The sequence below is a fragment of the Ramlibacter tataouinensis genome, assembly GCF_027941915.1.
Lineage (GTDB): Bacteria > Pseudomonadota > Gammaproteobacteria > Burkholderiales > Burkholderiaceae_C > Ramlibacter > Ramlibacter tataouinensis_C.
On the sequence record NZ_CP116009.1, the window covers coordinates 1,502,433 to 1,520,236 of the forward strand.

General features: G+C 67.4%; 20 protein-coding genes, 1 tRNA gene and 1 pseudogene. 6 read left to right on the top strand and 16 right to left on the bottom strand.

Annotated elements, in window-relative coordinates; translation table 11 throughout:
- The first annotated feature begins 12 nt into the window (after window positions 1-12).
- Window positions 13-1,047, top strand: coding sequence for a uroporphyrinogen decarboxylase family protein (locus PE066_RS07080; protein ID WP_271235854.1), 1,035 nt, complete (start codon window positions 13-15; stop codon window positions 1,045-1,047).
- Window positions 1,048-1,454: 407 nt separating this feature from the next.
- Here the strand turns inward: PE066_RS07080 and PE066_RS07085 are convergent, their stop codons facing one another.
- The 3 genes from PE066_RS07085 to PE066_RS07095 are packed head-to-tail and all read right to left on the bottom strand — an operon-like array spanning window position 1,455 to window position 3,557.
- A complete protein-coding gene (locus tag PE066_RS07085) occupies window positions 1,455-2,054 on the bottom strand; it encodes a 7-cyano-7-deazaguanine synthase (protein ID WP_271235855.1) in 600 nt (199 codons plus the stop codon).
- Window positions 2,051-3,271: a PfkB family carbohydrate kinase gene (locus PE066_RS07090; RefSeq protein WP_271235856.1), complete on the bottom strand. Its 1,221-nt coding sequence runs from the start codon at window positions 3,269-3,271 to the stop codon at window positions 2,051-2,053. Before PE066_RS07090 ends, PE066_RS07085 begins: the two co-directional genes overlap by 4 nt.
- Window position 3,272: 1 nt before the next feature.
- Entirely contained in the window at window positions 3,273-3,557 is a 285-nt protein-coding gene (locus PE066_RS07095; RefSeq protein ID WP_271235857.1) for a hypothetical protein, read from the bottom strand.
- A 346-nt stretch (window positions 3,558-3,903) separates the two neighbouring features.
- On the opposite strand from PE066_RS07095, the pseudogene PE066_RS07100 reads away from it, so the two are divergent.
- A pseudogene (locus tag PE066_RS07100) lies at window positions 3,904-4,026 on the top strand (helix-turn-helix domain-containing protein); the annotation flags it as partial.
- Between the two features lie 132 nt (window positions 4,027-4,158).
- On the opposite strand, the gene PE066_RS07105 reads toward PE066_RS07100, so the two are convergent.
- The 5 genes from PE066_RS07105 to PE066_RS07125 all read right to left on the bottom strand — a co-directional run bounded on the left by PE066_RS07105 (window position 4,159) and on the right by PE066_RS07125 (window position 9,573).
- Window positions 4,159-4,734 (bottom strand): hypothetical protein, encoded by a 576-nt coding sequence (locus PE066_RS07105; protein ID WP_271236651.1) that lies wholly within the window; start codon window positions 4,732-4,734, stop codon window positions 4,159-4,161.
- Between the two features lie 31 nt (window positions 4,735-4,765).
- Window positions 4,766-5,917, bottom strand: coding sequence for a DUF262 domain-containing protein (locus PE066_RS07110; protein WP_271235858.1), 1,152 nt, complete (start codon window positions 5,915-5,917; stop codon window positions 4,766-4,768).
- A 146-nt stretch (window positions 5,918-6,063) separates the two neighbouring features.
- A tRNA-Ser gene (locus tag PE066_RS07115) sits at window positions 6,064-6,154 on the bottom strand.
- A gap of 57 nt (window positions 6,155-6,211) precedes the next feature.
- The gene (gene serS / locus PE066_RS07120) at window positions 6,212-7,528 is read right to left on the bottom strand and encodes a serine--tRNA ligase (RefSeq protein WP_271235859.1); all 1,317 of its coding nucleotides are present in this window, start codon (window positions 7,526-7,528) and stop codon (window positions 6,212-6,214) included.
- Window positions 7,529-7,668: 140 nt separating this feature from the next.
- A complete protein-coding gene (locus PE066_RS07125; protein ID WP_271235860.1) occupies window positions 7,669-9,573 on the bottom strand; it encodes an ABCB family ABC transporter ATP-binding protein/permease in 1,905 nt (634 codons plus the stop codon).
- A 65-nt stretch (window positions 9,574-9,638) separates the two neighbouring features.
- Between PE066_RS07125 and PE066_RS07130 the strand changes: the two genes are divergently transcribed.
- On the top strand, window positions 9,639-10,052 hold the full coding sequence (locus PE066_RS07130; RefSeq protein ID WP_271235861.1) for an acyl-CoA thioesterase: 414 nt from the start codon (window positions 9,639-9,641) through the stop codon (window positions 10,050-10,052).
- Window positions 10,049-11,233, top strand: coding sequence for an AI-2E family transporter (locus PE066_RS07135; RefSeq protein ID WP_271235862.1), 1,185 nt, complete (start codon window positions 10,049-10,051; stop codon window positions 11,231-11,233). Before PE066_RS07130 ends, PE066_RS07135 begins: the two co-directional genes overlap by 4 nt.
- On the opposite strand, the gene aroD is transcribed toward PE066_RS07135, so the two are convergent.
- Both aroD and PE066_RS07145 read right to left on the bottom strand, forming a co-directional pair.
- Entirely contained in the window at window positions 11,186-11,956 is a 771-nt protein-coding gene (aroD, locus tag PE066_RS07140) for a type I 3-dehydroquinate dehydratase (RefSeq protein WP_271235863.1), read from the bottom strand. The genes PE066_RS07135 and aroD overlap by 48 nt on opposite strands.
- Window positions 11,957-11,961: 5 nt before the next feature.
- Window positions 11,962-12,447 carry a thioesterase family protein gene (locus tag PE066_RS07145; protein ID WP_271235864.1) on the bottom strand — a complete coding sequence of 162 codons (486 nt, stop codon included), beginning with the start codon at window positions 12,445-12,447 and terminating at the stop codon, window positions 11,962-11,964.
- A 122-nt stretch (window positions 12,448-12,569) separates the two neighbouring features.
- Here PE066_RS07145 and PE066_RS07150 point away from each other — a divergent pair, with 122 nt between their 5' ends.
- A complete protein-coding gene (locus PE066_RS07150) occupies window positions 12,570-12,830 on the top strand; it encodes an H-NS family nucleoid-associated regulatory protein (protein ID WP_271235865.1) in 261 nt (86 codons plus the stop codon).
- A 49-nt stretch (window positions 12,831-12,879) separates the two neighbouring features.
- Here the strand turns inward: PE066_RS07150 and PE066_RS07155 are convergent, their stop codons facing one another.
- The 6 genes from PE066_RS07155 to PE066_RS07180 form a co-directional block, all read right to left on the bottom strand.
- Window positions 12,880-14,151, bottom strand: coding sequence for an RNA polymerase sigma factor (locus PE066_RS07155; RefSeq protein WP_271235866.1), 1,272 nt, complete (start codon window positions 14,149-14,151; stop codon window positions 12,880-12,882).
- Window positions 14,152-14,172: 21 nt separating this feature from the next.
- Window positions 14,173-14,586, bottom strand: a complete 414-nt coding sequence (locus PE066_RS07160) for a VOC family protein (RefSeq protein ID WP_271235867.1) — start codon at window positions 14,584-14,586, stop codon at window positions 14,173-14,175.
- An 11-nt stretch (window positions 14,587-14,597) separates the two neighbouring features.
- On the bottom strand, window positions 14,598-15,020 hold the full coding sequence (locus PE066_RS07165) for a YciI family protein (RefSeq protein WP_271235868.1): 423 nt from the start codon (window positions 15,018-15,020) through the stop codon (window positions 14,598-14,600).
- 17 nt (window positions 15,021-15,037) lie between these two features.
- On the bottom strand, window positions 15,038-15,433 hold the full coding sequence (locus PE066_RS07170) for a VOC family protein (RefSeq protein WP_271235869.1): 396 nt from the start codon (window positions 15,431-15,433) through the stop codon (window positions 15,038-15,040).
- 122 nt (window positions 15,434-15,555) lie between these two features.
- On the bottom strand, window positions 15,556-15,912 hold the full coding sequence (locus PE066_RS07175; RefSeq protein WP_271235870.1) for a YciI family protein: 357 nt from the start codon (window positions 15,910-15,912) through the stop codon (window positions 15,556-15,558).
- Window positions 15,913-15,973: 61 nt separating this feature from the next.
- Window positions 15,974-16,654 (bottom strand): dienelactone hydrolase family protein, encoded by a 681-nt coding sequence (locus tag PE066_RS07180; protein ID WP_271235871.1) that lies wholly within the window; start codon window positions 16,652-16,654, stop codon window positions 15,974-15,976.
- Between the two features lie 158 nt (window positions 16,655-16,812).
- Between PE066_RS07180 and PE066_RS07185 the strand changes: the two genes are divergently transcribed.
- Window positions 16,813-17,796, top strand: a complete 984-nt coding sequence (locus PE066_RS07185; RefSeq protein ID WP_271235872.1) for an LLM class flavin-dependent oxidoreductase — start codon at window positions 16,813-16,815, stop codon at window positions 17,794-17,796.
- Window positions 17,797-17,804: the final 8 nt, after the last annotated feature.

Sequence of the window (17,804 nt, forward strand, 5' to 3'; positions counted from 1 at the left end):
AAGGAGAGATCCATGCTGTTTCCCACCACCATCGTTGGCAGCTACCCGCAGCCCGAGTGGCTGATCGATCGCGCCAAGCTGGCCGGGCGCTTCCCGCCGCGCGTGCGGGCCCGCGAGCTGTGGCGCCTGCCCGAGCCCTACCTGGCCCAGGCGCAGGACGACGCGACGCTGCTGGCCATCCGTTTCCAGGAAGAGGCCGGGCTGGACATCGTCTCGGACGGCGAGATCCGCCGCGAGAGCTACTCCAACCGCTTCGCCACGGCGCTCGAGGGCGTGGACCTGGACAACCCGGGCTCCGCGCTAGACCGCTCCGGGCACCCCAACCCGGTGCCGCGCATCGTCGGCAAGATCCGGCGCAAGCACGCCGTGGAGGTGGACGACCTCCGGTTCCTCAAGCGCCACACGACGCGCCGCACCAAGATCACCGTGCCCGGTCCGTTCACCATGCTGCAGCAGGCGCAGAACGACTTCTACAAGACCGAGGAGGAGGCCGCGGCCGACTACGCGGACGCCGTGAATGCCGAGATCAAGGACCTGTTCGCGGCCGGCGCCGACATCGTGCAGATCGACGAACCCTACATGCAGGCCCGGCCGGAGAAGGCGCGCCAGTACGGCCTGGCAGCGCTGAACCGCGCGCTGGACGGCGTGCAGGGAACGACCTGCGTGCACATCTGCTTCGGCTACGCAGCCATCATCCACGAGCGGCCGAGCGGCTACTCGTTCCTGCCCGAGCTGGCCGGCTGCCGCTGCCAGCAGGTGTCGATCGAGACCGCCCAATCGAAGCTCGACACCCGCGTGCTCGAACAACTGGGCGGCAAGCAGATCCTCGTGGGCTGCATCGACCTGTCGGACATGAACGTCGAGACGCCCGAGGTCATCGCCGCCCGCGTGCGCAAGGCGCTGCAGCACATCGCCCCCGAACAGGTGATCCTGGCGCCCGACTGCGGCATGAAGTACCTGCCGCGGGAGGTGGCGCAGGGGAAGCTGCGGGCGATGGTGGAGGCGGCGCGGATGCTGCGGCGGGAGTACGAGGGGGTGGACGCATGAATCGGGCCTGGAGTGGGCCCGAGCTCGCTCCCCAGTTGAAGCAGGTGGTCGTAGATTCAGGGAGGACAAACCTCGCTATCGACGTGGCGGGGGCCAAACAGTCTTGATCTGGCTGAGTGGTCAGCAGCAGGACTGGCTGCGCGCCCTACCGACGACAGTGTTCCGGCGATAGACGCACTTCAGTACCGCTGTCCCGAAGACTGATCTGGCCGAATCGGACCTCCGCCGTCGATGAGGTACATCTCACGCTCCTGCGTAGCCGCGCTTGACGGTAAGAGGCGTCTGTAGCGGACGGCCGCAACTGGCTCGATCGGTAGCTCCTTGAGCCAACTTAAGGCAAGGGCACTGATCGCCCGCCCCTTACCCGCGCTGAGTAGGCGATGAGGGTTGAGGGCACGCGCGCGGCGTCACGGCACGCACGCGTAGCCAAGCTCAAACATGCTCGCCTCGTACTTGTTGCAACCCCGACAATTCCCGCACGGTAAGTTGGCCTTGTGGCAGCTGTGCGCCCAGGCAATCAGCTCAGGTGGCACCGATACCGTGCGCGCGAGCTCCCACGTGCTCATCGCAATCGCGGGGGCCTCCACCTGCAGCCCGCCCTCCTGATACTGCAGCAGCTCGTTAATCAGCTCTACGAACCGCACCGTGCCGTCCCTGTGCAATTCGTCAGACCGCACGGTACCGATGTACAGTTTGACCGCACTCAGCGAGATCACCTTCATTGCCGCCAGCGTCACCAGCAGCTGATTGCGATATGGCCACCAGTCGCTCGCCGGCGCAGCGGCATCGGCCTCGCGCCCCGCCATGTCCCCTGAGCCGAGCTCGCGGCAGTCAACCCGAATGAGGTGATGCTCGATGCCGAGCTGCGCGCAGACCGCCCGCGCCGCCATTACCTCCGCCTGCGCCGCCGCTTGCCCATAGTCGATGGTGACCGCCAATTCCGGGCGCTTCCACCAGGCGACGCAGATTGAGTCCATGCCGCCGGACAAAAGAAGAGAGGTCTTCACGGCTGCACCGCAGTCCAAAGCGCTTCGTACAGCGACGTCGTGTAGTCGCTGCAAATCCTGCAGTCGCTGCCCTCCGCCATCTTCATGCTCTCCGGCGCCTCGCGCTCGCTGTAGATCACGACCGGCTTCCCCTGGGCCCGCGCATATCCGACCTCGAAGATCGTTCCAGGATCCGCCCCGCCCGCAATCGCGTACACCATGTCGGCCTCGTCCAGCGCCTTTAAGTCCTGCTCCACGACGTCCCCCGAGTGCCCGAAGCCGACATCGTGAAACGGAGAAAAGACGTCAAGCCCAAAGTCCTGAAGGTTGCGCTGGGCTTCATCGACTTGCCAGATCTGCGACAGGTCGAAGAACGGCCCCGCGAGGTACACCTTCGGAACGGCACCACCTTGATAGCGTGCGCTGACCTTCACAGGCGCCGGCTGAAATGCTTGCAGCTGAGTAGCAGCGGGGAGGGAACGGTATTGGCAGTAATACGCGACGGCGCGTGACGCTGTTGCCGCAGCCTCCAACGCGCTCGTTCCCTGCTCCATCCAGCACAGCGCAAAGTGCGCCACAAAGCAGTCTCCGGACCCGATCTTCCACACCGACTCCGTTCGGAACGCGGGCACTGAGCCGACCTGCCCCTTGTCCCACACAAGCGCCCCGCGCGGGCCCTGCTTGATTACCACGACCTCGGCACCTTCTTGCGCAGCGAGCCCACGCGCGCATTCCTCCGCGGTTCTGACCCCCGCGCCAAGCAATGCTTGCGCTTCTGCCAGATTCAGGACCAGTGCCAGCCGCTTCGCCGAAGAGCCATTGCGGCCGAACGAAACTGGCGAACCCGGGCTCTGAGGATCGTAAACAGCTAGGTCCGCGTCCACGACGGCGTCACCCTCCATCATGCCGAACCGCACAACCTTCGCCTCCTTCAGAGGGATGGGAGGCAGATTGGGCAGGATGGCAGGCGTGATGGTCGGTTCAGCGGAGTCGTGCACGTACTTGAAGCGTACAGCCCGCTCCGTTGGCGATGCATCGACGACAAGTCTGGTCCCATAGAGCGCGAAAGCGCCTCGAAACCGAGCAAGATCCTGCGCACCGAGGTACGTGTGGAGTTGGACCGAGCTCCCCATCTCGGCCAGCGCAACCGCTGCACGGCCGCCCGATCCGTAAAGCTCGTTCCACTCGGGATGCACGCAGTACTCGGAGTACGTACCACCCACAACATGAATGCTCATGTCAAATGGGCTCGACCTGCACCCGTACCTGCGGACCGTTGGACGCGAGAACGGTCGCCTTGAAGGTGTTCCCCTGCAGCAGGCACTCCCGCAGCCGATCGACCTTGCCGCCGACGAGTCCGCCGACAACCTGCCCGTTCTTCAGCACCGTGACGGCCTGAATCCCGTTAAGCGGCTGGATCGCAACGTCCAACACGTCACCAGGATTGACACTCAGAATCGCGGGATGCTGCGGTGACGAGATCTGCGTGATGAACTTGAGCTGATCGCAAGGGATATAGCTCACGTCATTTGGCCAACTGCCTCCACCACCACTTCCGGACATATCGCTGCTCCACATCGTTGTTTCTTGAATGATTACTGAAGAGCTCAAAAACGTCCAGCCTGTAAGTTTTGACAGGAGGCAGAAGATTGCCTAAAGGCCGGAAGAGCGAGCGCCCTTCGCTACGAGTCCAACTCCCGCTTCGGCGGCCAAGGGAACAGCTTCTGCAACTTGGAGTGCCATCGATCACGCAGACACCTCAGTGACCTCGGCCGTTATGGTATGTCACGATTAGTGCGACAACAATCAGTGCGTGGCCTATTGATGCACAAAGCCTCAGATTCGCCTCGTGCGAAAACAGACGCTACGTGTGCGCTTTGGGCTACGCCTCAGGGAACTTTGCGAGCAGGCTGGCCTGTCGCAGGAAGCCTTTGCAGATGCCTGCGGATATGCACGCTCTTATATGAGCCGCGTCGAACGCGGTATGGGCAACCCTTCACTCGATGCGATCGAGGTATTTGCGGGCGCGCTGCGGGTGGCCGAACAAGAACTGTTCGCGGAGCCAGACGGTCTGTCCGCTAAGTTGGGGCGGGCAGAAGACCTAACGTTCCGGCAGCGAAGTCAGCTAGGGCCCGTAGAAGAAGGCTTTGAGACCTTCGAGCACGCTCTTGACCTCGGCAGATTCGGCGGACGGGGCAAGGATCGTCGAGACCCGCGCCACGCTCTTGTGCGCAACGTCCCCCCGCGTCTTTCCGTAGCTCGTCAGAGATACAGAAAGAGACGGGAACTGGTCGATGGCCTTGCCTGCAAATCCCGCAAGCATGAAGAACGACTCCGACTTGATCCCGTTGTTCTTTGAAACCTCGTCCAGCGCCGCACCTATGCAAGCGTCCATGTTTGCCAGCAATTTCGCGCGATCGAAGGGGCTTCCAATCGTCAGCGAACGGCCCAGGATTACAGCGACAACGAAGATCTCTTGCAGTTCCCACAGGTTGCACCCGGGTGTCGCGATCTTCGCCCGGGCCGCATTGAGACTCTCCTTTGCCTTCAACTCCAAGAAGTCTTCGATCTCCGCGTGAACAAGCAGCCGAAACGCGGCGAGCTGGTCAAGATCTGGAACGAACGTTAGCGGTGCTGCCGTCTCGGCAGCGATTTGAGCGGCGAGAAACTTCGCGTCTAGCGCTTGCACGCGCTGTTCCATCGCGAGAAACAGCGGACACGGGGCAGCCATGTCACGCTATGCGGCGGATGGTTGAGTCGTACTTCAGCCGGAGGACATCTGCGAGCACCAAGCCCCAAATATCAATCCGCGTCTTCGTCGCTTCAAGGCTCTTGGTGGTCTTCTCGATCGCGTCCTTGAACTCAGTAGACAGGCACACCTTGTGGAATGCCTGGACGACTTGCGTCCTCTTTTGCACTGCTGCCTTGGCTACAGCAGGCTCCGCAAAGAATCTAACGACGCAATCAAACACCGCGCGGTTGATGACCCGCTCGTACTTGCCGCCTACCCACTTCTTGAAAGCATCTCTACCGAAAACCGCGTGAGCTGCGGTGAGCGCTCCGTCGAGACGCTTCATGGCCTCATCGGCGGCAGGTTTGCGCTGATTCCAATCAGCCTCAAAGAAACGCGTCGTTTGGTCGAGGAATTCTTTGAAGTCACCTCGATACTCTTCGAGCGCCCGATCGTAGGCGATGAAGCGCAGCACCAACTCAGAATCGCGCATGCGCTTGTCCAAGCCGTTGCCGAAAATGGATTGGAACGGCTTGCTAGCTTGCAGATATGCCTCGATCGCATCGAGAAGATTTCCGCCAATCAAGGCCTTCCGAAGCTCCTGGGGCGACAACGGGAGACTTCCACTGTTCAGACGAAAAAAGATCGCAAACAGGAAGTTGTCGTCCGCCCAATTCTTGATAAGAGACGAGCGGAGGGTACTGTTCTCGAGGAATTCGCGATCCTCACTTGGCAGCTGCGCGAAGGTTCGCTCATTCAGATCATCTCGAATGTCGAGACCGCGGAGCGAGAATTTTCCATTGAGAAAATCGTTGATCGCGAGTAGCCGTTGCTTCCCATCAATGACGATGAATCGGCCGCGATGCTTCTTGTTTTCGGCAAGCACGATGTTGGGAATCGGCATGCCGACAATGATCGATTCAACCAGCCGGCTCTTACGAGTGTCATCCCAAGCCGCTCGTCGCTGAAATCCCGGCTGCAGATCGATGTTGCCTTTGTTGATCTGCCCGTTAAGCGTCTCGATTGTCCAGTCCGCGTTCATCACGACCGCGTCTTTGGACGTTATCTCGCCGTGAATATCGTCCTCGTCCTCTTGCTGATCATCCGGGATCAGGGCGAAGTCTTCGGCCTCGGGTGTTAGTTTCGTCGCCATGCCAGCTGTGCTCATCACCAAGTTAGTCGGATGTTACAGGGTCCAGCGTGTGACGCTACCGCACCCGGCGCACGCGTCCGTACGATGGGTGGCGCGATGGGTCGAAATGGAAAAGGGCCCGAAGGCCCTTGTCTTGCATGAAGCGTTGGCGGAGCAGGAGGGATTCGAACCCTCGATACGGTGAAACCGTATACCGGATTTCGAGTCCGGCGCATTCGACCACTCTGCCACCGCTCCTGAATTCGGTTCGCGTGGTGCGAAGCCGCGCATTCTAGCGCAGCCCGCGGGAGTCGCTCAGGCGGCGGGTGACAACACCGCTTCTCCGCCCAGGTAGGGCCGCAGCACTTCGGGCACCTCGACCGTGCCATCCGCCCGCTGGTAGTTCTCCAGGACGGCCACCAGGGTGCGCCCTACGGCCAGCCCGGAGCCGTTGAGCGTATGCACGAGCTCGTTCTTGCCCTGCGCCGTCTTGAACCGCGCCTGCAGCCGGCGCGCCTGGAAGGCCTCGCAGTTGGAGACCGAGCTGATCTCGCGGTAGGTGTTCTGCGCGGGCAGCCAGACCTCGAGGTCGTAGGTCTTGGCGGCGCCGAAGCCCATGTCGCCGGTGCACAGCAGCATCACGCGGTACGGCAGGCCGAGCTTGCGCAGGATGGCCTCGGCATGGCCGGTCATCTGCTCCAGCGCCTCGTAGCTCTTCTCGGGGTGGACGACCTGGACCATCTCGACCTTGTCGAACTGGTGCTGGCGGATCATGCCGCGCGTGTCGCGGCCGGCGCTGCCGGCCTCGGAGCGGAAGCAGGGGGTGTGCGCGGTCAGCTTGATCGGCAGCTGCGCTTCGGCCAGCACCTCGTCGCGCACGAAGTTGGTCAGCGACACCTCGCTGGTCGGGATCAGGTACAGCGACTGCTGCTCGTCCGAGGCCAGCCCCTCCTGGCCGCCCTTGCTGACGGCGAACAGGTCGGCCTCGAACTTGGGCAGCTGGCCGGTGCCGCGCAGCGTGGCCTCGTTGACGATGTAGGGCGTGTAGCACTCCGTGTAGCCGTGCTCGCGCGTCTGCACGTCCAGCATGAACTGGGCCAGGGCGCGGTGCAGCCGGGCGATCGGGCCCTTCATCACCGAGAAGCGGGCGCCGCTGAGCTTGATGGCGGTGTCGAAATCCAGGCCCAGCCGCTCGCCGACGTCGACGTGATCCTTGGGCGCGAAGTCGAAGGTGCGCGGGGTGCCCCAGGCGCGCACCTGCACGTTGCCGTCCTCGCCCTCGCCCACCGGCACGCTCTCGTGCGGCAGGTTGGGGATGGCCAGCAGCAGCGCCTGCATTTCGGGCTGGATCTGGTCCAGCCGCTGTGCGGAGCGCTCGAGTTCGGTCTTGATGTCGGCGACCTCGGCCATCACGGCGTCGGCCGATTCACCCTTGGCCTTGAGCTGGCCGATCTGCTTGGACAGCTGGTTGCGCCGGGCCTGCAGCTCTTCGGTGCGGCTCTGGATGGTCTTGCGCTCGGCTTCGAGCGCCTTGAACGCGGGCACGTCCAGGAAGGTCTGGGGCTTCTTGCGCGCCTCCAGTCGGGCGACCACGGCATCCAGGTCTTTGCGCAGCAGGGTGATGTCGAGCATCGCGGGATTTTATGCGGGGGGCTCGGGGCGCCGACGGTGTGCGCCAGTGAGGGAGCGGGCGCCCGGTGGGGACGGCGAGGTCGGTTCGGCGGGCGGGGGCGCGTTGCGCTGGATCCCCCGCCTTCGCGGGGGATGACGGACTACTTCGCCATCTCCCGCACCGCCGTCTCCGGGTCCGGGATCTCGCCGCTTTGCTGCTGCAGCGACCACATCTGCGCATAGCGGCCGTTGCGCGCCAGCAGTTCGGCGTGGGTGCCGCGCTCGACGATGCGGCCAGTGTCCATCACCAGGATCTGGTGGGCGTCGATCACGGTGGACAGCCGGTGCGCGATCAGCAGCGTGGTCTTGTTGCGGGCGGCGCTGCGCAGTTCGGCCTGGATGGCGCGCTCGTTGGCGGAATCCAGCGCCGAGGTCGCCTCGTCGAAGATCAGGATCGGCGGGTCCTTCAGCAGGGTGCGGGCGATCGCCACGCGCTGCTTCTCGCCGCCGGAGAGCTTCAGGCCGCGCTCGCCCACCATGGTCTGGTAGCCGCGCGGCGTGCTGTCGATGAAGGCGTGGATGCGGGCGGCCCTCGCGGCGGCCTCCACCTCGGCCCGGCTGGCGCCGGGGCGGCCGTAGGCGATGTTGTATTCGACGGTGTCGTTGAAGAGCACGGTGTCCTGCGGCACGATGCCGATCGCCTGGCGCACGCTGGCCTGCGTGACGTCGCGGATGTCGTGGCCGGCAATGGTGATGCGGCCCTGCTGCACGTCGTAGAAGCGGTACAGCAGGCGGGCCAGGGTCGACTTGCCGGAGCCGGACGGGCCGACCACGGCGACGGTCTTGCCGGCGGGGATCTCGAAGCTGACGTCGTGCAGGATGATGCGCGCCGGTTCGTAGGCGAACCTGACATTCTCGAAGCGGATGGTGGAGTCGACGGCCGTCCCCTCGTCGCGGGCCGCCCCCGCGCGCGGCAGCGGCAGCAGGCTGGGTGCGCCGGGCTGGTCGGCGACCTCGCGCTCGCGGTCCATCAGGGTGAACATCTTGTCCAGGTCCGTCAGGCTCTGCTTGATCTCGCGGTACAGCACGCCCAGGAAGTTGAGCGGGATGTAGAGCTGGATCATGAAGGCGTTGATCATCACCAGGTCGCCCAGCGTCATGCGGCCGGCGACCACGCCCTCGGTGGCCAGCCACAGCATGGCGATCAGGCCGGTGGCGATCACCAGCTGCTGGCCGGTGTTGAGCAGCGACAGCGTGCTCTGCGCCTTCAGCCGCACCCGGCGCAGGCTCTCCAGGCTCTGGTCGTAGCGCCGCGCCTCGAAGTCCTCGTTGTTGAAGTACTTGACGGTCTCGTAGTTGAGCAGCGAGTCCACCGCCTTGGTGTGGGCGGCCGAATCGAACTCGTTGGCCTGGCGGCGGAACTTGGTGCGCCACTCGGTCACCACCACCGTCCAGCCGATGTAGACCACCAGCGCGCCCAGCGTGATCCAGGCGAACCAGGCGTCGAAGCGCACCGCCAGGATGCCCAGCACCAGCGCCATCTCGAACAGCGTGGGCACGATGCTGTAGAGCGAGAACGAGATCAGCGATTCGATGCCGCGCACGCCGCGCTCGATGTCGCGCGTCATGCCACCGGTCTGGCGCTCCAGGTGGAAGCGCAGCGACAGCGAATGCAGGTGCTCGAAGGTTTGCAGCGCGATGCTGCGCGCCGCGCCCTGGGTGGCCTTGGCGAACACCAGTTCGCGCAGCTCGGTGAACAGGGTGGTGGACAGCCGCAACGCGCCGTAGCCGATCAGCAGCCCGATCGGCACCACCAGCACGGCCGCGGCGTCGCCCGGCTTCAGGCTCAGCGAGTCGACCAGGTGCTTGAGCACGATTGGCACGCTGACGTTGGCCAGCTTGGCCCCCACCATGAAGGCGAGCGCGATCGCCACCCGCCACTTGTATTCCCACAGGTAGGGCAGCAGGCGCTTGAGCGTGGCCCAGTCGGCGCTCTTCGGCGGTGGGGAACCGGGGGCGGCGGCGGGCGGGATGTGGCGGAAGGAGGCGTCGCCGTACCGGCGCATTCGGGGACAATCCAGTTCAGGTGACTCTTGGAGAGATTGTGCCCGCCTCCCCGAATTCAAGCGCAGTGTCCGGTTCATCGCCGCTGGGCCCGGCCACGCCGCCGAGCGACAAGGAGCTGGTGCTCAAGGTCATCCCGCTGCCGGCCGACACCAACGGCAACGGCGACATCTTCGGCGGCTGGGTGATGGCGCAGGTCGACCTGGCCGGCTCGGTGATCCCGGCGCGCCACGTCAACGGGCGCATGGCCACGGTGGCGGTCAAGGAGTTCATCTTCAAGCAGCCGGTGCGGGTGGGCGACATCCTGTCGTTCTATGCCTGCGTCACGCACATCGGCCGCACCTCGATCACGGTGCAGGTGGAGGTGTTCGCCGAGCGCCACCGCGCGCAGGGCCAGTTCGTCAAGGTGACCGAAGCGACGGTGACCTACGTGGCGATCGACGACAACGGCCGGCCGCGTCCGATCGAGAAGCGCGCATGAGCGATTCCCGCGAACCACCCGACCCCCTGCTCTCCCCGGCGCTGGAGCACAAGACGCTGCTCTGGCTGGTGGCGGGCTTCACCTTCGCCTTCCTGGGGGTGCTGTGGCCGCTGGCGGGGGCGGTGCTGTGGGCGCTGTTCCTGGCCATCGTGTTCTTCCCCATGCACCAGTACGTCCGGCGGCTGGTAAAGCGGCGCTCGACACTGGCGGCTTCCCTGACACTGCTGTCGATCGTGCTGATGGTGATCCTGCCCTTGTCGCTGGTCAGCGCGTCGGTGGTGGAGCAGGCTTCGATGCTGTACCAGGGCGTCAAGTCCGGCCAGATCCAGCCCGGGCAGTTCCTGCAGCAAATGATGGATGCGCTGCCGGCCTGGGCCCAGTCGGTGCTGGCGCGCTTCGGGCTGTTCGACCTGCCGGCGGTGCTGCAGCGCGCCGGCGAACTGCTGTCGCGCAGCAGCCAGGCCATCACCAGCGGCCTGGTGGGCATCGGCCAGGTCACGCTGGAGTTCGTGGTGTCCTTCTTCATCATGCTGTACGTGCTGTTCTTCCTGCTGCGCGACGGCGGCGCCCTGGTCGGGCGCATCGAGCGGGCGGTGCCGCTGCGGCCGGAGCAGACCCGCAAGCTGCTGTCGCAGTTCGTCACCGTGGTGCGCGCCACCGTCAAGGGCAACGTGGTGGTCGCCGTGGTCCAGGGCGCGCTGGGTGCGCTGGCCTTCTGGTTCCTGGGCATCCCCGGCCCGGCGCTGTGGGGTTCGCTGATGGCGCTGCTGTCGCTGCTGCCCGCCGTCGGCGCGGCGATGGTGTGGGGGCCGGTGGCGATCTACCAGCTCTTCACCGGGATGGTGCTGGAAGGCCTCGGGTTGATCGCCTGGGGCGTGCTGGTGATCGGGCTGGTCGACAACGTGCTGCGCCCCATGCTGGTGGGGCGCGACACCCGCATGCCCGACTACCTGGTGCTGGTGGCCACCGTCGGCGGCATCAGCCTGTTCGGGCTCAACGGCTTCGTGATCGGGCCGGTGATTGCGGCCATGTTCCTGGTGTGCTGGAGCTTGCTGACCGACGTGCGCGAGGAGAACGCGGAATCGGCGCCCCTGGCCCCCGCGCCCGCTCCGAACGCCGGGACCGCTGCCGCCTCAGCTCCCGCTTCGGCTCCCGCGCAGGACAGAGAGCCCGCGGCGTAGGTCGGCCAGCGGCAGCTGGCCCGGCGCCGAGGCCTGCCGGCCCACGGCAAAGGTCAGCGCCGAGCCGAATTCGCCGCCGCACAGGCGGCTGACCGCGCCCAGGGCGCCCATCGCCATGCCGGCCACCGGAATGGGCAGCTCCTCGCTGGCCTGCAGCGTGGCCTGCAGCAGCGCCAGCACGTCGCTGCGCCGGCGCGGCATCACGGCCAGCTTGGCGATGTCGGCGCCGAGCTGCCCGGCCTGGCGGAAGCGCTGCAGCAGCTCGGCGACGGGCGGCGTCCGGTCGAAATCGTGGAACGACAGCAGCAGCGCGATGCCGTTCGCGCGCGCCGCTTCGCGCACGGCTGCGATGTGGTCGGGATCCGCCGCCATCTCGACATCGACGATGTCGGCGGCGCCCTGCATGCAGACGGCGCGGTACAGCTCGAGGACCTGCGGTTCGTTTAGCGCGATCGGCTGGCCGCCCTCGCGCTGCGAGCGGCGCGTGAACAGCAGCGGCACCCCGGCGGCCTGGCGGATGCGCACGGCGGTGTCAACGACGTGGGCGATGTCGCCGAGCGCGGCGAAGAAGTCGACCCGCCACTCCAGCAGGTCGGGCGGCTCGGCGGCGACCGCCGCCACCTCGGCCAGCAACGCCTCGGCGTCGCGGCCCACCAGCGGCACGCACACGGCGGGCAGCGCGCCGCCGGCCAGGGGTTTTCCGCGCAGCGTGATCGGCTTCATGGCGGTCAGGAAACGATGTAGGCGCCGGCGCCGGTGCACAGCAGCTTGCCGTCCGGGTCCAGGAATTCCATGCGCGTGGAACCGACGCGCGAGCCCAGGCGCAGCACCTCGGCGCGCAGCTCGAAGTGGCTGCCGATGGCGGGGCGCAGGTAGTCGACGCGCAGGTCGATGGTGCCAAGCTTGGCGAAGCGCTGCAGGCGCGTCGCCGGCGGCTCGGCCATGTGGCGCGCACCCATGGCGGCCAGGCAGGCCAGCCCGCCCATGGCGTCGAGCCCGGCCGACACCACGCCGCCGTGCAGGCGGTTGTAGGCGGGGTGGCCGACCAGTTCCTTGCGCATCTCGATGCGGCCGACGGCGCGGTCGGGCTTGAGGCTGGTGATCTTCAGGCCCAGCACCTGGTTGAACACGATGCTGTCCTCGAAGATGGCTTTCAGGCCGGCGATGAACTCCGGCTCGAACTCGGTGACGGCGGGCTGCGGGTTCCTGGTCATGGTCCCCCATTGTCCCGCAGCCGGCGACCGGCTCGGCAGTGGAAACCGTCCGACGGGCCGCCACCGTTGACAGCGCGATACTGGCCGGCGTGGGCCGCGGCGCCCCGGCGGAAAGGACGGACGTGAACAGGAAGACGTACAGCCAGATGCTGGAAGAGATCGAGCTGCTCAAGAAGCAGGCCGAGGAAGTGCGCCGGCGCGAGGTGGAGGTGGTGATCGCCCGCATCAAGGACGCGATCGCCTTCTACGGCCTGACGGAAGAGGACCTGGGCTTCCGCAAACCCGAGAAGGCGGCGCCCGCGCCTGCGCCGGAGCCAACCACGAAGAAGAAGCGCAAGTCGCGCTACACCGAGCGGCCACTGGCGGGGCCGGTGAAGGGGTGACCGGAAGCCAAGGCAAGGATTGCGCAGCGAGCCTTGCTGGCTCCGGGAATCAGCCCGACCCTTTCGCCCGCTCCAGCAGCAGGGCCTTCTCGCGCGCATTGCCGGCCAGCGCGGCGGCGCGTTCGAAGGCGGCCCGCGCCTCCTGCTTGCGTCCGAGCTTGTCCAGCAGGTCGCCCTGCACGCTGGGCAGCCAGGGGTACTGCCGCAGCGCCTTGTCCTCCAGCAGCCGCTCGACGATCGCCAGGCCGGCGGCCGGGCCCTGCGCCATGCCGACCGCAACCGCCCGGTTGAGTTCGACCACCGGCGACGCCGCCACGCGCGCCAGCTCGGCATACAGCGCCGCGATGGCCTGCCAGTCGGTTGCGCCCGCGGTGGCGGCGCGGGCGTGGCAGGCCGCGATCGCCGCCTGCAAGGTATAGGGCCCGCGCTGCTGCGCCGACAGCGCTTCGGCCCGGGCCAGCGCCGCCAGCCCGCGGCGGATCAGCAGCCGGTCCCAGCGCGAGCGGTCCTGGTCGGCCAGCAGGATCGGCCGGCCTTGCGCGTCGGTGCGCGCGTTCAGGCGCGAGGCCTGCAGTTCCAGCAAGGCCGCCAGCCCGTGCGCTTCGGCCGCACCGGGCGCCAACTCGGCCAGCATGCGCGCCAGCCGCAGGGCCTCTTGCGCCAGCGCCGGGCGCATCCAGTCGTCGCCCGCGGTGGCCGTGTAGCCCTCGTTGAACACCAGGTAGACCACCTCCAGCACCGAGTCCAGCCGGGATTGGAGTTGCTCGCCGCGCGGCGCCTCGAACGGCACCTTGGCGTCGCGCAGCTTCTGCTTGGCGCGCACGATGCGCTGGGCGACCGTCGGCTCGGGCACCAGGAAGGCGCGCGCGATCTCGTGCGTGGTCAGCCCGCCCAGCAGCTTGAGCGTGAGCGCGACCCGCGCCTCGGTCGGCAGCACCGGGTGGCAGGCCGTGAACATCAGCCGCAGCAGGTCGTCGCCGATCTCGTCCTGCCGCGCGGCATCCAGCGCATCGGTGAAGTCCGGCACGATCAGCGCCTCCCGCGCTTCCAGGTCATGCCCCAGCTCCTCGTGCTTGCGCTCCTGCATCTGCCGGTGCCGCAGGTGGTCGAGCGCGCGGTTCTTGGCGGTGGCCATGAGCCAGGCGCCGGGCTTGTCCGGCAGGCCGTCGCGCGGCCAGCGCTCCAGCGCCGCCACCAGCGCCTCCTGGGCCAGCTCCTCGGCGATGGCCACGTCGCGCACCATGCGCGCGACGGTGGCCACCACCTTGGCCGACTCGATGCGCCAGGCCGCGGCGATGGCGTCATGGGTGGACGAGTGCATGGCGCGCTGCGGCCCGGGCGGTCAGGCCTGCGGCGGCGCGGCCTTGGCGTCCATCCAGAACACCTCCCAGACATGGCCGTCGAGGTCCTCGAAGCCATGCTGGTACATGAAGCCGTGGTCCTGCGGCGCGTTGGGCGCGGTGCCGCCGGCGGCCAGCGCCTTGCGCACCATGTCGTCGACTTCCTCGCGGCTGTCGCACGACAGCGCGATGAGCACCTCGGTGGACTTGCGTGCGTCCGCGACCGGCTTCTTGGTGAAACCCTGGAAGAAGGGCTCGACCAGCAGCATGGCGTAGCTGCTGCCGTCGGCGATCACCATGCAGGCGCCCTGCTCGTTGGTGAACTGCAGGTTGAAGCCGAAGCCGAGCGCGTCGAAGAACGTTCTGGAGCGCGCCATGTCGCGGATCGGCAGGTTGACGAAGATCTGGCGGGCCATAGTGGTTCCTTTCATTCCAGGGTGCCGAGCTGACGGAAGCGCTCGGCACCCGGAATGCCCTTGCGCTCGAAGTCCTCCATCGCGTACAGCGGCCGCACCTCGATCTCGCCCACCCGGCCTTCGCCCATCGGGTTGGGAAAGCGCCGTGCCCAGGCCAGCGCTTCCTCGCGGTCGCGCACCTGGATCAGCGTGTAGCCGGCCACCAGCTCCTTGCTCTCGGCAAAGGGGCCGTCGATCACCCGCACGCGGCCGCCCTCGTGGCGGATGCGAAAACCCTGGCTGGACGGCTGCAGGCCGTTGGCGTCGAGCAGCACGCCGGCCTGCGCCATCTCCTCGTGGAAGGCGGCCATGTCGGCCATCAGCTGCTCGGTGTCGGGCGGGAATTCGCCCCGCTCGGTCATGTCGGTGGCGCGGACCAGGATCATGAATCGCATGGCGACTCTCCTCGTGTTCAGCCGGCCGTCCGCAGCGGCTGCAGCATGCTGGAGCGGTTGCCTTCGGTGTCGAGGAAGGCCACGTAGGGTCCCACGCCGGGGATGTCCATCGGCTCGCCCAGCACCTGGCCGCCGGCTTCGCCGACCTTGCGCATCGATGCGCGGATGTCCGCCACGCCGATCACGATGCCCGGCAGTTGCGCCGGCATCGAGGGGTCGATCGTGAAGAAGCCGCCGTTGATGGCGCCGCGCGGCGCGTCCGGGCGAGCGTCCGCCTCGGCCGTGGTGACGACCACGTAGTGGCCCATCTCGGGGCCCAGCATCTGGCATTTCCAGCCGAAGGCTTGCTCGAAGAAGCGGGCGATGCGCTCGCGGTCCTTGCAGGGCAACTCGAAGTGAACGACGGGGTCCATGGCGGCTCCTTGGGTGAGAGGGTGACATCTGCACGACGAACCAGCCCCGCCCCGATCGACAACAAGATCGGGGTCAGATACGAATTTCCGGCGAATGCCCGGGAATTCGTATCTGACCCCGATTACGAGTAGCAGGGGCCGAGCTTGCGGACCTCGACGGTGGCCCACTGGGCGGCAGGGCATTCCTGGGCGATCGCGAGGGCCTGCTCGCGCGTGTCGCAATCGAGCAGGAAGAAGCCGCCGACCATTTCCTTGGCTTCGGCGAAGGGACCGTCCAGCAGGCGGGCCTGGCCGTCGCGCACCTGCAGGCGGGCGGGCGAGCCGTCACGCCAGGCGAGCGACTCGCCGTCGCGCAGCACGCCCCGCTCGCGCAGGCCCGCGGCGAAGCGGGTCATCTGTTCGTAGACCTCCCGCCCTTGCGCGTCGGTACGGGTCGCGCGCTGGTCGGGCGGCTCGATGATCAGCAGCATGTAGGCCATGGCGCGCCATGCTAGCGCCTTCGACTGCCGCTCGCAGCTCATGGGAAGCTGGCGCCCGGCATCAGGCGTGCTGCGCGTGGTCGATCAGGTGCCCGGCAAACCATTGCGCGGCGGCGTCGCCGACCTGCTCCAGCGCGCCCGGCTCCTCGAACAGGTGGGTGGCGCCGGGCACCAGCCGCAGCTCATGCTCCACGCGCAGGTGCTGGCAGGCGTGCCGATTGAGTTGCAGGACCACCGGGTCGGCCGCGCCGACGATCAGCAGCGTCGGCGATTGCACCTCGCCCAGCACCACCGGTCCGGCCAGGTCCGGCCGCCCGCCGCGCAGGACCAGCGCGCCGATCCGGCGCCCCAGCCGGGCCGCCGCGATCAAGGCGGCGGCGGCGCCGGTGCTGGCGCCGAAATAGCCGATCGGCAAGCTGCGCAGGTCGGGTTCGGCCGCGGCCCACGCGGTCGCATCCTGCAGCCGCTGGGTCAGCAGGGGGATGTCGAAGCGGTGCTGGCGGGTGTGCAGGTCCACCTGCTCCTCCTCCGGCGTGAGCAGGTCGAACAGCAAGGTGGCGATGCCCGCATCCTGCAGCCGCCGCGCGACCTGGCGGTTGCGTGCGCTGTGGCGGCCGCTGCCGCTGCCGTGCGCGAACAGCACCAACCCGGTTGCCGCACCCGGCAAAACCAGGTCGCCGACCAGATGGTGCGGACCGGCCGGCATGCGCACCTCGCGCCAGGGTTCGGTTCGTGCTTGCATGGGCCGCAAGTTGCCCCTCGCGCCCGATGCCGTCGGTCAGCAGCAGCCACGAGTGCGCGTAGGAGCACAAGCGACACGCCTGCATCCGCGGCCGGTGTTGCAGGCTGCAATGGCCCCGCGCCGTGCCGGCCGCCAGCGGCGTGGCATGCTTGCCGGCCATGCAGTTCCCGCTTTCCGTCCTGGATTTGTCGCCCATCGTCGAGGGGGGCGATGCCGCGCAATCGTTCCGCCACTCGCTCTCGCTGGCCCAGCATGCCGAGCGGCTGGGCTATCGCCGCTTCTGGCTGGCCGAGCACCATGGCATGCCCGGCATCGCCAGTGCGGCGACCTCGATCCTGATCGCGCACGTGGCCGGCGGCACCGAGCGCATCCGGGTCGGCGCCGGCGGCATCATGCTGCCCAACCATTCGCCGCTGGTGATCGCCGAGCAGTTCGGCACGCTGGAGGCGCTGTTCCCGCGCCGCATCGACCTGGGCCTGGGCCGCGCGCCGGGGTCCGACCCGGCCACCGCGCGCGCCCTGCGCCGCAACCTGGACAGCGACCCCGACCAGTTCCCGCGCGACGTGGTGGAGCTGATGGATTTCATGGCCGACGAGCCGCAGCAGCGGGTGCGCGCCGTGCCCGGGCAGGGCGCCAAGGTGCCGGTGTGGATCCTCGGGTCCAGCCTGTACGGCGCCCAGGTCGCGGCCATGCTGGGGCTGCCCTACGCGTTCGCGTCGCACTTCGCGCCGCAGCAGATGATGCAGGCGGTGGAGCTGTACCGCTCGACCTTCCGGCCTTCGGCGCAACTGGCCAAGCCCTACGTCATGCTGGGCTTCAACGTGATCGCCGCCGATTCCGACGAGCAGGCCGCGGTGCTGGCCACCTCGCAGCAGCAGGCCTTCGTCAACCTGCGCAGCGGCCGGCCGACGCGGCTGCCGCCGCCGCGGCCGGGCTACCTGGATTCACTCGGCCCGGCCGAGCGCCGCCTGCTGGAAAGCATCCTGAGCTGCTCGGCCATCGGCTCGCCGCACACGGTGCGGCGGCAGGTGCGCGCCTTCCTCGATCGCACCGGCGCCGACGAGCTGATGGTGGCGTCGCAGATCCACGACCACGCGGCGCGCCTGCGCTCCTACGAGCTGCTCGCCGGCGACGACGACTGACGACACCC